This is a genomic window from Streptomyces sp. NPDC003697, assembly GCF_053587115.1.
Genome location: NZ_JBSFNN010000001.1, coordinates 1 through 14,218 on the forward strand (window position 1 = coordinate 1; position 14,218 = coordinate 14,218).

The window sequence follows — 14,218 nt, forward strand, 5'->3', positions numbered from 1 at the left end:
AAACGCATCACGGCCACGGGCTGACCCCGGCCGGGAAGACGGTCTTCGACAAGCCGCTGCCGAACAGCGAACCGAAGCTGCGGGCCCTCTTCGACGAGCTGAGGGCCAAGTTCGGCACCGTCCTGGTGGTCGTGGACCAGCCCGCCTCCATCGGCGCCCTGCCACTGACCGTCGCCCGGGACGCCGGCTGTCAGGTCGCCTACCTGCCCGGACTGGCGATGCGCAGGATCGCCGACCTCTACCCCGGCGAAGCCAAGACCGACGCCAAGGACGCGGCCGTCATCGCGGACGCCGCCCGCACCATGCCCCACACCCTGCGCACCCTCGATCTGACCGACGAGGTCACCGCCGAGCTGACCATGCTCGTCGGCTTCGACCAGGACCTCGCCGGCGAGGCCAACCGCACCTCCAACCGCATCCGCGGCCTGCTCACCCAGTTCCACCCCAGCCTCGAACGCGTCCTCGGCCCCCGCCTGGACCACCCGGCAGTGACCTGGCTGCTCGAGCGCTACGGATCCCCGGCCGCTCTGCGCAAGGCAGGCCGCCGCAAGTTGGTCGAGGTCGTCCGGCCGAGGGCACCGCGCATGGCCGAGCGGCTGGTCGACGACATCTTCGCCGCGCTCGACGAGCAGACCGTCGTCGTCCCGGGCACCGGCACTCTCGACGTGATCGTCCCGTCGCTGGCGAAGTCGCTGGCCGCCGTCCATGAACAACGCCGGGCCCTGGAGGCCCGGATCGAGGCCCTGCTGGAGGCTCACCCTCTTTCCCAGGTCCTGACCTCGATGCCCGGCATCGGAGTCAGGACCGCCGCAGTCCTCCTGGCCACCGTCGGCGACGGCAGCAGCTTCCCCACCGCCGCCCACCTGGCCTCCTACGCGGGTCTCGCCCCGGCCACCCGGCAGTCCGGCACCTCGATCCACGGCGAACACGCCCCCAGAGGCGGGAACCGGCAGCTGAAACGGGCGATGTTCCTCTCCGCGTTCGCCGCCCTGCACGATCCCGCCTCCCGCGGCTACTACGACCGCTGCCGAGCCCGCGGCAAAACCCACACCCAGGCACTCCTCCGCCTCGCCCGCCACCGCATCAGCGTCCTCTTCGCCATGCTCCGCGACGGAACCTTCTACCAACCCAGAACCCCACGGCTTGCTTGACGAAGGACATAGAGGCACCCCCCCGCCACGCAGGGACGGCGCCTCCCGCGGACGGGCGAGGACGGCATGACGCGACCCCGGACCGGAGCGGGCGCGCCGGCCGCCGTCGGGCCGGCGGAACGGGCCACGGACGCGGCCGGGGAAGCCGTCCGGCTTTGCCCCCGCGACGATCCCGCACGGGGCGAGGTGCCGTGCGCCGGCCCGGCTCCGCCCGGGCTCCCCCGGGCCGTCCGGCGCGGGCACCCGGCGACCGGGCGACCGGCCCTGCGGACCCGGCCGGGCCGCCGCGCCGCGGCCACTCCCCCGGCGAGCACCGGCCCTCACCCCGTGACGGGCCGACGTCGCGCCGGGCCTCGCCACGACGCTGGGCACCGGCCCCCGCCCCGGCCGGGGCCCACCGGGACGGTGCCTCACGCCCGCGTGCGACGACTCCCGCGGCCCCGGGCGCCGGCGAACGGAAGGTGACGTACCTCCCTCTCGGCGATCAGGCCGTTTGCTGAAGCCACGAGTGAGCAGGTGGTCCGAGGACGTTCGTGCGCCGGCAGAGAGGAGCTTTCGATGGCGGGCAGCGAGGCCGATCCTCCGGTGATCGACGCGGATCCCGGAGCGCTCAAGCGGCACCCCGCGCTGTTCCGGGCGGTGAGACGGCGCCGGAATCCGCCGCTGCGGCGGACCGACATCACCGTCACCGACGAGGGGGCCGTCAAGCGGGCGGTGAAGGCGGCCTCACTCGGCAACGCCATGGAGTGGTTCGACTTCGGCATCTACAGCTATCTGGCGGTCACCATCGGACGGGTGTTCTTCCCGTCCGGGAACGACACCGTGCAGCTGCTGTCGTCGTTCGCCACCTTTGCGGTGTCGTTCCTCGTGCGCCCGCTCGGCGGCCTGGTCTTCGGCCCCATGGGAGACAAGATCGGCCGCAAGAAGGTCCTCGCCCTCACCATGATCATGATGGCGGTCGGCACGTTCGCCATCGGCCTGATCCCCTCGTACGCCACCATCGGGTTCTGGGCCCCGGCCCTGCTGATCCTCTTCCGGCTGGTGCAGGGCTTCTCCACGGGCGGCGAGTACGGAGGCGCGTCGACCTTCATCGCCGAGTACGCGCCCGACCGGCGCCGCGGTTTCTTCGGGAGCTTCCTGGAGTTCGGCACACTGGCCGGCTACGTCGGCGCGGCCGGCCTGGTGACCCTGCTGACCGCCGCGCTCGGCAACGGCGGGATGGAGTCCTGGGGGTGGCGGGTCCCGTTCCTGGTGGCCGGTCCCATCGGCCTGGTCGGTCTGTACCTGCGGCTGCGGCTGGACGAGACACCCGCGTTCAGGAAGCTGGAGGACTCGTCCGGCCACCGGGCGACCGAGGCGTCCGCCGCGGAGACGACCGCCAAGGGGGACGTGGCGAGGATCTTCCGCGAGTACTGGCCGACCCTCATTCTGTGCGTGTGCCTGGTCGGCGCCTACAACATCACCGACTACATGCTGCTGTCGTACATGCCGACGTACCTCTCCGACGAGATGGGGTACTCCGAGACGCACGGCCTGCTCGTCCTGATCGTCACGATGGTCGTGCTGATGCTGGTGATCAACACCGTGGGCAGGCTCTCGGACAGGCTGGGCCGCAAGCCGCTCCTGATGGGCGGGATGCTCGGTTTCCTCGTGCTGTCGGTTCCGTCCTTCCTGCTGGTCCAGCAGGGCAGCCTGGCGGCGGTGTCCGCGGGCATGCTGATGCTGGGGCTGTCCCTGGTCTGTCTGCTCGGGACGATGTCCGCGGCGCTGCCCGCCCTCTTCCCGACCCCCGTGCGGTACGGCTCCCTCTCCATCGGCTACAACCTCTCCGCCTCCCTCTTCGGCGGGACGACCCCCCTCGTGATCACCGCGCTGATCTCCCTCACCGGCAGCGAGCTGATGCCCGCCTACTACGCCATGGCGGCGGCCCTCGTCGGCGTGGTGTCCGTGGCGTGCATGAAGGAGACGGCGCGCCGTCCGCTGGCGGGCTCCCCACCGTCCGTGGCGACCGAGGAGGAGGCCGCCCGGCTGGTGGAGAGCCAGGCCCCGGTGCCCCGGTTCTGACCACCGGCGCGGGTCTCCGCCGGTGGCCGTACCGGCTTGCGGCCATGGTGCGGCCGTGCGGAAAACGCGTTGACGCAGGGCGTCCCCCGACCGTTCGATGGGCCTCGGCCGACGTCCGCGGCGCCCGGTCCTGCCTCGTGCCGGGACCGGGCGCCGCGGTCACCGCTGCGGAGAGAGGTCCCCATGGCCACAGGCAGGCTGCACGCCGGCGAACCGGACATCGACGCGGCCCTCGTACGGCGGCTGGTCGCCGCGCAGTTCCCGCGCTGGGCGGACCTGAGCGTGACGCCGGTCCGGTCCGCCGGCACCTCCAACGTGACGTACCGGCTGGGCGAGGACATGGTCGTGCGGCTCCCGCGCACGGCCGGCGCGGCCGGTGACGTCGACAAGGAGCACACCTGGCTCCCCCGGCTGGCTCCGGCACTGCCCCTGGCCGTCCCCGTCCCGCTGGGCCGGGGCGCGCCGGGCGAGGGCTATCCGTGGCCGTGGTCCGTCTACCGCTGGCTGGACGGCGAGAGCGCGGCCGCCGCGGATCCCGCCGATCCCGCTGCGCTCGCGCGTGACCTGGCGGACTTCGTCACCGCCCTGCACCGGCTCGACCCCACGGGCGGACCGCCCTCCTACCGCGGGGAGCCCCTGTCCTCCCGGGACGCCGCGACCCGCGCCGACCTTGCGGGCCTGGAGGGCGCCGTCGACACGGAGGCGGCCGCCGCGGCCTGGGACGAGGCCTTGCGGGCGCCCGGCCCCGCGGGTCCGCCGGTGTGGGTCCACGCCGATCTCCAGCCCGGGAACCTGCTGGTGCACGGCGGGCGGCTCAGCGCCGTCATCGACTTCGGCTGCCTGGGTCTGGGCGACCCCGCCGTCGACCTCATCGCCGCGTGGTACGTCCTGCCGGCCGGGGCGCGGGAGGTGTTCCGGGCGGCGGTGGACGCCGACGAGGCGGCTTGGGCCCGTGGGCGCGGCTGGGCCCTGTCGATCGCGCTCGCCGAGCTCCGGTACTACCGGGAGACCGACCCGGTCATGACCGCCGTCGCCCACCGTGTCGTCGACGGCCTGCTGGCCGTCCGGGACCGGGCCGCCTGACCTCCCTCCACCGCCGGGGCGGCCGGTGGTCCACCGGGCGCCGGGAACGCGTACGGGCGAGGCGGCGACCGGGCGGGGCCGGCCGGTCGGACCGGAGCGTCTCCGGCACGGTCACCCCGGCGGAGCAGTGCTCGCGGCGCGGACGGCAGGCGGCGTGCACGGCGCCCCGCCCGCGGCCTCGCACCGGCGGGCACGGCACGCGCCGGTCGCCGCGGTCGTCCCCTACTCCCCGTCCCCCGTGCTCGTCGTGCGTCCGGTCTCCGGACCCATGGCCTGCCGGGCCCGGAGATGCAGCACGTCCCCGACGAACAGGTCGTACGCCAGCACCCCGACCACCCCGCCGACCAGCGGCCCGACGATCGGAATCCACCAGAAGTCGCTGAACGCTCCGGCCAGGGACCCCGGCATCGCCAGCTCACCCCAGCCGGCGGCCCAGGTGAACAGGCGCGGGCCGAAGTCGCGGGCCGGGTTGATGGCGAATCCGGCGTTCGCCCCGTAGGACATGCCGACGGCCGCGACGACGAAGCCGATGAGCAGGGGACCCATGTTGGCCCTCGGGGCCGTGTTGCGCAGGTCGATGAGCGCCGCGATGGACATGACCAGGAACGCCGTGCCGACGATCTGGTCCACGAGCGGTCCCCAGTTGCCCCCGCCGAAGTAGGGGGCGGGGAAGGTGCCGAAGATGGAGAACGAGGCGAGGGTGTGCCCATTGGTCTTCGGCCCCTGCATGGCGGCGTCGAAGGCCCCGATGGCGTCGTGGTACACGGCGTACACGAGCGCCGCTCCGGTGAACCCGCCGAGGAGCTGGGAGATCCAGTACGGGACCACCTTGACCCAGGGGAACCTGCGCCGCACGGCGAAGGCGAGGGTCACCGCCGGATTGATGTGCGCACCGCTGACGCCTCCGGCCACGTAGACGCCGAGGGCCACGGCCAGCCCCCAGCCCCAGGTGATCAGCAGCCAGTCGCCGACGCCGAGGAAGATGGTCGTGGGGCTCTCCGTGCGGCCCGAGCCGGGCAGCGCCGCGACCGCGGTGGCGCCCACGCCGCAGCCGAAGGAGACGAGGACGAAGGTCCCCAGGAACTCTGCGAGACATTCACCCCACAAACCCCCGCGGCCCTTGAGCCGGGAGGGTTTGACGAGGGGCGGGATTTCCACGGCCATGTCGGCCCCCTCAACGAACGGTCCGGCGGATGGCCGGCGCGACGGTCGGCGGCGCGTCCCCCGGACGGCCCCGCGCACCTGTCCGTCCGCGCACCGGGGCGGGCCGAAGCCACCCGTCCGGGCCTGAGTATCCGCATGTGATGACGTCCGCCTCACCGCGACGACCGGGCGGGGACGGCTCACGGACACCGGCCACCTGGTACCGCCTGTACCGGGCAGTACCTGGCACCCGCCGGGCCGGCGGCGTGCCGTATATCGAACGTGCGCTCCCATCCTGCCCTCGGTGGAGGCACATGACCGAGTATGACGCGTACCCCGGCGACTCGCTCATCGTCACGGTCCGCCACCCGCAGTGCGCTTGTGGAAATGCCGGCGGGCGCCCCGCCGCGCCGGAGGGGCGCCGGATCCGGCCCCCCCGCCTTTCCCTGCCCTTTTTCTCCCGAGCCCCGCACCGCCCCGGAGTAATCGTCCGGACGGGTGGTGTTCAGCCCAATCGGGTGGTGCGGCAGGAGCGAACTACGGGCGCTGGGCGCCTTGCTGTCGTGGCGTCGGCACAATGTCCCGAGTGGCAACCCGGCGATCTCCGCACGAAACTGAGGCACATGCCGTCGTGACCAGGCAGCGCATGGTCGCTCGCCTCCCGAGGGCCCGGTGAGGAAAGCGCCGGGCGCGAGGGCACCGGCCGGTCGCCGGTGGTTCACGACTTTTCCTCTCAAGGAGCACGCATGGTGGAGAAGCCCGCCGACGTCCTGATGTCCGGGCCGGACGGATTACGCGCCGCCGAGCCCGGCGGTACCGGCCCGGCGACGGCTGACGTCGAGAGGAGGCTCGCCGAGGTCCTGGCGGACGTCGTGTGCGTCGACCACGTCGGGGCCGACAGTGACTTCTTCACCGACCTGGGTGCCAACTCCCTGGTCATGGCGCAGTTCTGCGCGCGGGTGCGCAAGCGGCCGGACCTGCCGTCCGTGTCCATGAGGGACATCTACCGGAACCCCACCGTGCGGGGCCTGGCGGCGTCCCTGGCCGGCGCCGCCTCCATGTCCGCCGCCCAGCCGGCCCCCGCCCCCGCGCCGGCGGTGCACGGACCGGCCCGGGCGCCGGGTCACGTCCTCTGCGGGACGCTCCAGGCGCTGCTTTTCCTCGGATATTCGTTCGCGGCGGGGTGGGCCGCCTCCCAGGGATACGAATGGGTCGCCGCCGGTTCGGGGCTCGCCGATGTGTACGTGCGGTCCTTCCTGTTCGGCGGAATCGCCTTCACCGCCGTGTGCGCCTTTCCCGTGGCGGCCAAGTGGATTCTCGTCGGCCGCTGGAAACCCGCCGAATTCCCGGTGTGGGGTCTGACGTACCTGCGTTTTTGGACGGTGAAGGCGCTGCTGCACGCCAATCCCGTCGTCCTTTTCGTCGGCAACCCGCTGTACGTGCTGTATCTGCGGGCTCTCGGCGCGCGGATCGGCAAGGGGGTCACGATCCTCTCCCATTCCGTTCCGGTCTGCACCGACCTGCTGACGATCGGCGACGGAACGGTCATCCGCAAGGACGTGTTCTTCCTGGGCTACCGGGCCCACGACGGGCGCATCCAGACCGGCCGGATCACCCTGGGCCGGGACGTGCACGTCGGCTCGAAGACGGTGCTCGACATCGACACGTCGATGGGCGACGGGGCACAACTGGGCCACTCCTCCGCCCTGTACCGGGGCCAGAGCGTGCCGGACGGCGAGCGCAGGCACGGTTCACCCGCACAGCCCACCCGCACGGACTACGTTCGGGTGCCACCGGCCCGGTGCGGCACGGCCCGCCGGGCCCTGTTCGGCGTCACCACCGTGCTGCAACTGTTCCTCCTCTACATCCCCGTGGCCGTCGGCGGCCTGTACATGGTCTTCGCCGAGATCCCGGCGCTCGGCGAGCGGTTCGGTCCGACGGCGGCGGGGGCGACGGGGCCGGAACTCCTCGTCGACACCCTGGTGGTGTCCCTGGTGCTGTTCTTCGGTTTCGTCGTCGTGGGCCTCGCCGCCCTGCTCACCGTGCCGCGGCTGCTGAACCTGGCCATCGAGCCGGACCGGGTCTATCCGCTCTACGGCTTCCACTACGCGGTGCACCGGGCGATCGCCGGCCTGACGAACCTCAAGTTCTTCACCTGGCTCTTCGGCGACAGCTCCTACATCGTCCACTACCTGATCGGCCTCGGCTACGACCTGTCCAGGGTCGAGCAGACCGGCTCCAACTTCGGGTCGGAGGTCCAGCAGGACACCCCGTTCCTGGCATCCGTCGGCTCCGGCACGATGGTGGCCGACGGGCTCTCCCTCATCAACGCGGACTACTCGAGCACGTCGTTCAAGGTGTCCCGGGCGTCCATCGGGGCGCACAGCTTCCTCGGCAACAACATCGCCTACCCCGCCGGTGCCAGGACGGGGGACAACTGCCTGCTCGCCACCAAGGTGATGGTCCCCCTCGACGGCGCGGTCCGCGAGGGGGTGGGGCTGCTCGGCTCGCCGTGCTTCGAGATCCCCCGGTCGGTGGAGCGCGACCTGCGCTTCGACCATCTGCGCGAGGGCGACGCGCTGCGGCGCAACCTGGCCGCGAAGAACCGCTACAACCTCCGCTCGATGGCCTGTCACCTGCTCCTGCGGTGGTTCCACGCCTTCGTCCTGACGGCGCTCGCCCTGGTCTCCGCCGGCATGTACGGCGCGCTCGGGCATGCGGTGATCGCCGCGGACCTCGCGCTCGGTCTCGCCTTCACCACCGCCTACTACGTCCTCGTCGAACGCGTGATGGCGTCGTTCCGTCCGCTGAGCCCCCGGCTGTGCTCCATCTACGATCCCTACTTCTGGTGGCACGAGCGTCTGTGGAAGGTGCCGGACGAGTACCTCAACGTGTTCAACGGGACCCCCTTCAAGGCCCTGGTGTGGCGGCTGCTCGGGGTGCGCATCGGGCGCGGGGTCTTCGACGACGGCTGCTACCTGACGGAGCGGACACTCACCACGATCGGCGACGGCTGCACGCTCAACGCCGGATCCAAGATCCAGTGCCACTCGCAGGAGGACGGCACCTTCAAGTCCGACCACAGCAGGATCGGCGCGGGCTGCACCCTCGGGGTCGCCGCCCACGTGCACTACGGCGTGACGGTGGGCGACGGGGCCGTGTTGGCACCCGACTCCTTCCTCATGAAGGGCGAGGAGGTGCCCCCGCACGCGCGGTGGGGAGGCAACCCCGCCGCGGTGATGCCGGACGGCCCCGGGGCGCCCCGCGGCGCCGGCGCGGCGACGGCGACTGATCCGGCCTCGGCGAACGGCGCCGCGGCGACGTCGAGTTGAGGATGGCCATGCGATGAAGGCCCAGGTGCAGGCGGACCGGGAGTACTGGAGCGGTGTGCTGACCGCCGGCGGCGCCACCGCGGTTCCCCGGTGGACCCGGCAGCCGGCGGCGGGCGTCGCCGTGTTCGAGGCGGAGGTGCCGGACGACGTGGCCCGGGCCCTGCACAAACGGGCGGCGGAGTGGGGTGTGCCGCTGAGCGCGGTCCTGCTGGCCGCCCACGCCAAGGTGCTGGCCGTCCTGTCAGGTGAGCGGGAGGTGGTGACGGGTCACGTCGCCGGGGCGGGGCGCGCTCCGCTGCCGTGCCGGCTGTCCGTGGCACCCGCGTCCTGGCGCCTGCTGGTGTCGGAGGCCCACCGCGCCGAGACGGAGCTGCTGGCGCACCGGGGGTTCCCGGTGGACGAGCTGCGGCGGGAGCTGGGGGTGACGGGGCCGTCGTACGAGGTGGTGTTCGCCTTCGAGGACCAGGACCACGGGGGCGGCGGGGAGGACGGGGGCGAGCCCGCCGGGGACGTGGTGCTGGTGGTGGGCTGCCGTGACCGGGGCGGTCGCCTGACGGTGCGGCTGCGGTACCGCACGGACGCGCTGGACGCCGAGTGCGCCGAGCGCGTCGCCGGCTACCACCTGACCGCGCTGGCGCTGGCGGCGGCCGACGCGGACGCCGGGCACGCTCGGCAGAGCCTGCTGTCGTCCCGGGAGGTGCGCCACCAGCTGGAGGGCCTGGCCGGTCGGCACCGGCCCCTGCCCGAGGCGCGGGCGCACGAGTTGTTCGAGCAGCGGGTGCGGGCGCACCCGGACGCGGTCGCCGCGGTGCGGGGCGCGCACTCGTGGACGTACGGCGAGCTCAACGCGCGCGCGAACCGGCTGGCGCGGGCCCTGCTGAGCCGGGGCCTGGGCCGTGAGGACGTGGTGGCGGTGGTCACCGAACGCCACCTCGACTGGCTCGCGGCGGTGCTGGCGGTGTTCAAGGCGGGGTGCGTGTACCTGCCGATCGAGCCGCACTTCCCGGCAGGCCGTATCGGGGCGACGCTGTCGCGCTCGGGCTGCCGGCTCGCGCTGACCGAGTCCGGCAGTACGGAGACCCTCGACGAGGCGCTGGCCGCGGTTCCTGGAGTGGAGCGCCTGCTGGTGGAGACGGCGTACGCGGAGGACCACGCCGCCGACGACGTCGGCGTCGAGGTCGCGCCCGGCCAGCTCGCCTACATCTACTTCACCTCCGGCTCGACCGGGGAGCCGAAGGGGGCCATGTGCGAGCACGCGGGCATGCTCAACCACCTCTTCGCCAAGATCGACGACCTGGGCATCGGCGAGGGCCGGGTGGTGGCGCAGACGGCCCCGCAGTGCTTCGACATCTCGCTGTGGCAACTGCTGGCAGGCCTGCTGGTGGGCGGGCGGACCGTGCTCGTCGAGCAGGAGGCCGTCGTCGACGTGGAGCGGTTCGTCGACACGCTCGTGCGTGAGCGGGTCGGCGTGGTCCAGGTCGTGCCGTCCTACCTGGAGGTGGTCGTGTCCTGTCTGGAGCGCCACCCCCGCGCCCTGCCGGACCTGACGTGCGTGTCGGTGACCGGCGAGGCGCTGAAGCGGGAGCTGGTCCAGCGCTGGTTCGCGATCCAGCCGGGGATCCGCCTGCTCAACGCCTACGGCCTGACCGAGACGTCGGACGACACCAACCACGAGATGCTGAGCGCGGTCCCCGAACGGGTCCTGCTCGGACGCGCCGTCAACAACGTGCGCGTCCTCGTCGTCGACGAGCACCTGTCGCTGGTCCCCCTGGGCGCGCCCGGACTGATCGCGTTCTCCGGGGTGTGCGTGGGGCGCGGGTACGTCAACGATCCCGAACGCACCCGCGAGTGCTACCGGGAGGATCCGTACCGGCCGGGCGAGCGGCTGTACCTCGGCGGTGACTGGGGGCGCTGGCACCCCGACGGCAGGCTGGAGTTCCTCGGCCGCCGCGACAACCAGGTGAAGATCCGCGGCTTCCGCATCGAGATCGGGGAAATCGAGAACACCCTGCTGCGCGTGGACGGGGTGCGGGACGCGGCCGTGGTCACCACCGAGCTCGCCGGGCACAGCACGCACCTGATCGCCTTCTACACCGGCCGTCGCCTGCGGGACGGCGTCCTGCGCGAGGCGCTGGGGGCGGAGCTGCCCGCCTACATGGTGCCGACGGCCTTCCAGTGGCGGGACGGCCTGCCGCTGACGGCCAACGGCAAGATCGACCGCAAGGCTCTCACCGCCCTCGCCGCACGGGCCGCACGCTCCGAGCCCGGCGCGCCGGCCACGCGGCCGGACACCGCCGGGCAGGACGACCGGGCCCCCCGCACCGACGCCGAACGGCGGCTGGCCGGCGTCTGGGCCGAACTGCTGGGCGTCCCGGCCCACCAGGTGGGGCGCCGGGACCACTTCTTCGAATCGGGCGGCACCTCGCTCACGGCGGTGAAGCTGACCGTCGCCCTGGACCGCGCGGTGTCCCTCAAGGACATCACCCGCCATCCGGTGCTCGCCGACCTGGCCGCGCTCCTCGACGGCGCGGCCGAGCGGCCCGGCGAGCTGCTCCAGCCGCTGTCGGAGGGGGACGGGGCCCCGGCGTGCGCCCTGGTGTGCTTCCCCTACGCGGGCGGCAACGCGGTCAACTTCCGGCCGATGGCCGCGGCTCTGGCGGGCGGGGGCACCGCCGTCTACGCCGTCGACCTGCCCGGTCACGACCCGGCTGCCCGGGCGGAGCCCTTCGCGCCGCTGCCGCGGGTGGCACGGCGGGTCGCCGACGAGATCACCCGGCGCGGCCTGAACGGGGTCATGCTGTGGGGCCACTCCTCGGGCGCCGCGTTCGCCGTGGAGACGGCGCGGCTCCTGGGGGAGCGCGGGGTGCGGGTGACGCGGGTGTTCGTCGCCGCGCAGCTGCCCGGCACGGCCGGCGCCCGGCGCGCCGCGGCGGACCAACTGGCCGAAGCGAGCGACGCGGAGATCGCCGCGCGGCTGAGCGCGGACGGCGGCCACACCGAACTCGGTGAGCTGAACGCACGGCACGCCGAGCGGGTGGCCGCCGCCTACCGGCACGACTGCGTCAGCGCTCACCACTACTTCGCCGCCGCCCTCCAGGCCCCGTCGGCGGCGCGGCTGGCCGCACCGGTCACCGTGGTGGTCGCCGCCGACGACCCGGTCACGGCCGGGGCCGGGGCACGCTACCGCGACTGGGAGAGGTTCGCCGACCACGTGGACCTCCACGAACTACCCGACGGGGGCCACTACTTCCTGCGGACCCGGCCGGCCGGGGCGGCCCGCGCCGTCCTGGACGCCATCGCACCGGCCCCCTCCCGCGCCGTGTGAAGCCGCCCGCCGAGCAACCGAAAGGAACCCGAGATGTCGTCCTCATCCGTGGCGTCACCGCCGGCCGCCGAGTCGCAGCCGGGCAGACCACCGATCGCGCGGGCCGATGCCTTCTCCGGTGATCCGGCGAGCTGGGCGGCCGAGCACCGCGACGCCCTGCGGGCACAGGTCACCGAGCACGGTGTGGTCCTCGTCCGCGGCCTGGGGCTGCGCGGCGCCGACCAGGTCGGTGCCGTCTTCGCGGCACTGACCGGTGACCTGATGACGGAGCGGGAGGCCTTCGCGCCCCGGCAGGTCCGGGGCCGGGGCCTGTACTCCTCCGCCGCCTGGCCCGCCAACCAGCCGATGTGCATGCACCACGAACTGAGCTACGCGCTCGACGTGCCGGGCCTGCTGCTCTTCGCGTGCCTGACCGCGCCCGCACAGGGCGGGGCCACCGCGGTGGCCGACGCGGAGGCCGTGCTGCGGGCCCTGCCCGCCGCAGTGACCGAACGGTTCGAGCGGGTGGGCTGGCTGCTGACCCGCAGTTACAACGACGAGATCGGGGCTTCCCTGGAGGAGTCGTTCGGCACCGACGACCCGGCCGCGATCGAACGCTACTGCCGCGCCCAGGCCATCGACTTCGACTGGCAGCCCGACGGGTCCCTCAGGACCCGGCAGCGCCGCAGGGCCGTGGTGCGCCACCCGCTCACCGGACGGCGCTGCTGGTTCAACCAGATCGCCTTCCTCAACCAGTGGACGCTGGCCCCGGAGGTGCGGGAGTACCTGGTCGACGTCTACGGGGAGGAGGGCCTGCCCTTCAACACCCGCTTCGGGGACGGCACGGCGATCGACGAGGACGTCGTCCGGCTGCTCAACTCCACCTACGACGAGCACACCCTGCGCGAGCCGTGGCAGCCCGGCGACATGATGCTGGTCGACAACATCCGCACCGCGCACAGCCGGGAGGCCTTCTCCGGCGAGCGGGAGATCCTGGTGGCCCTGGCCGAGCCGCGGCGCCTGACCGACGGTGCCCCGGCCGAGGCGGAGGTGAGCCGGTGATGAGCTCGTCCTCCCCCGCCGGCCGGCGGACCGCGACCCGCCCGTCCACCGCACCGACCTTCGCGGTGATCTCCGGCGCCCAGGTGCAGCGAGCGCTCGCCGGGCGCGAGAAGGAGATCGTGGAGCTGGTCGAGGCGACCTACCGGCTGCACGGCGCCGGCGACTCGGTCAATCCCCCGTCGTACTTCCTGCGCTTCCCCGACCGCCCCACCGCCCGGATCATCGCGCTGCCCGCCTCCGTCGGCGGGTCGGTCGGCGTCGACGGGCTGAAGTGGATCTCCAGCTTCCCCGACAACGTGCCGGCCGGTCTGCCGCGGGCCTCGGCGGTGCTCATCCTCAACGACCGGCGCACCGGCTACCCCTTCGCCTGCTTGGAGAGCTCCATCATCAGCGCCACCAGGACCGCCGCGTCGGCCGCGCTGGCCGCGGACCGGCTCACGCGCACCCGGTCGCGCCCCACCCGGGTCGGATTCTTCGGCACGGGCCTGATCGCCCGGTACGTCCACGGCTTCCTGGCCGGCACCGGCTGGTCGTTCGACACCGTCGGCGTGCACGACGTGTCCGCCGACAGCGCCGACGGGTTCAGCGGCTACCTGCGGCAGACGGACACGGCCGCGCGGGTCGTCGTCCACGACAGCGCCGAGGAGCTGATCCGCTCCAGCGACCTGGTGGTCTTCGCCACCGTCGCCGGCCGGCCCCACGTGACCGACCCGGCCTGGTTCTCCCACCACCCCGTGGTCCTGCATGTGTCCCTGCGGGACCTCGACCCCGCGGTCCTGCTCACCGCGGCCAACTACGTCGACGACGTCGAACACTGCCTCAAGGCCGACACCTCCCCCCACCTGACCGAGCAGCTCACCGGCAGCCGCGACTTCCTCGACGGCACCCTCGACGACGTCATGACCGGGCGGGCGACCCCGCCGGCGGACCGGACGGTGGTCTTCTCACCGTTCGGGCTCGGCGTCCTGGACCTGGCCGTCGGCGCCTACGTCTACGAGGAGGTGGCCCGCACGGACGACCTCCACCTCATCGACGACTTCTTCCACGAGCTGCGCAGGTACGGCTGATTCGGCGTCCGC

Annotated in this window: 8 protein-coding genes; 7 read left to right on the forward strand and 1 reads right to left on the reverse strand. The window is 73.1% G+C overall.

The window, feature by feature from the left end; all coding sequences use genetic code 11:
- The 3 genes from ACWDNY_RS00005 to ACWDNY_RS00015 all read left to right on the forward strand — a co-directional run.
- On the forward strand, nucleotides 1–1,151 hold a 1,151-nt coding region (locus tag ACWDNY_RS00005; protein WP_451643373.1), incomplete at its 5' end, for an IS110 family transposase.
- Between the two features lie 558 nt (nucleotides 1,152–1,709).
- Nucleotides 1,710–3,215, forward strand: coding sequence for a glycine betaine/L-proline transporter ProP (gene proP / locus ACWDNY_RS00010; RefSeq protein WP_451643374.1), 1,506 nt, complete (start codon nucleotides 1,710–1,712; stop codon nucleotides 3,213–3,215).
- Between the two features lie 183 nt (nucleotides 3,216–3,398).
- Entirely contained in the window at nucleotides 3,399–4,298 is a 900-nt protein-coding gene (locus ACWDNY_RS00015) for an aminoglycoside phosphotransferase family protein (RefSeq protein WP_451643375.1), read from the forward strand.
- A gap of 222 nt (nucleotides 4,299–4,520) precedes the next feature.
- Here the strand turns inward: ACWDNY_RS00015 and ACWDNY_RS00020 are convergent, their stop codons facing one another.
- The gene (locus ACWDNY_RS00020; RefSeq protein WP_451643377.1) at nucleotides 4,521–5,462 is read right to left on the reverse strand and encodes an MIP/aquaporin family protein; all 942 of its coding nucleotides are present in this window, start codon (nucleotides 5,460–5,462) and stop codon (nucleotides 4,521–4,523) included.
- Between the two features lie 725 nt (nucleotides 5,463–6,187).
- On the opposite strand from ACWDNY_RS00020, the gene ACWDNY_RS00025 reads away from it, so the two are divergent.
- From ACWDNY_RS00025 to sbnB, 4 genes are read left to right on the forward strand one after another with little or no spacing between them, the layout of a single operon-like run.
- Nucleotides 6,188–8,773 carry a Pls/PosA family non-ribosomal peptide synthetase gene (locus ACWDNY_RS00025; RefSeq protein ID WP_451643378.1) on the forward strand — a complete coding sequence of 862 codons (2,586 nt, stop codon included), beginning with the start codon at nucleotides 6,188–6,190 and terminating at the stop codon, nucleotides 8,771–8,773.
- A 13-nt stretch (nucleotides 8,774–8,786) separates the two neighbouring features.
- Complete coding sequence (locus ACWDNY_RS00030; protein ID WP_451643379.1) at nucleotides 8,787–12,098, forward strand: non-ribosomal peptide synthetase; 3,312 nt, start codon at nucleotides 8,787–8,789, stop codon at nucleotides 12,096–12,098.
- Nucleotides 12,099–12,131: 33 nt separating this feature from the next.
- Entirely contained in the window at nucleotides 12,132–13,139 is a 1,008-nt protein-coding gene (locus ACWDNY_RS00035) for a TauD/TfdA family dioxygenase (RefSeq protein WP_451643380.1), read from the forward strand.
- A complete protein-coding gene (gene sbnB, locus ACWDNY_RS00040; protein ID WP_451643381.1) occupies nucleotides 13,139–14,206 on the forward strand; it encodes a 2,3-diaminopropionate biosynthesis protein SbnB in 1,068 nt (355 codons plus the stop codon). Before ACWDNY_RS00035 ends, sbnB begins: the two co-directional genes overlap by 1 nt.
- Nucleotides 14,207–14,218 lie beyond the last annotated feature (12 nt).

Coding starts and splice junctions, on each gene's coding strand:
- ACWDNY_RS00030 (WP_451643379.1), top strand. CDS start 8,787: ATGAAGGCCCAGGTGCAGGCGGACCGGGAGTACTGGAGCGGTGTGCTG.
- ACWDNY_RS00025 (WP_451643378.1), top strand. CDS start 6,188: ATGGTGGAGAAGCCCGCCGACGTCCTGATGTCCGGGCCGGACGGATTA.
- ACWDNY_RS00020 (WP_451643377.1), bottom strand. CDS start 5,462: ATGGCCGTGGAAATCCCGCCCCTCGTCAAACCCTCCCGGCTCAAGGGC.
- ACWDNY_RS00015 (WP_451643375.1), top strand. CDS start 3,399: ATGGCCACAGGCAGGCTGCACGCCGGCGAACCGGACATCGACGCGGCC.
- sbnB (WP_451643381.1), top strand. CDS start 13,139: ATGAGCTCGTCCTCCCCCGCCGGCCGGCGGACCGCGACCCGCCCGTCC.
- proP (WP_451643374.1), top strand. CDS start 1,710: ATGGCGGGCAGCGAGGCCGATCCTCCGGTGATCGACGCGGATCCCGGA.
- ACWDNY_RS00035 (WP_451643380.1), top strand. CDS start 12,132: ATGTCGTCCTCATCCGTGGCGTCACCGCCGGCCGCCGAGTCGCAGCCG.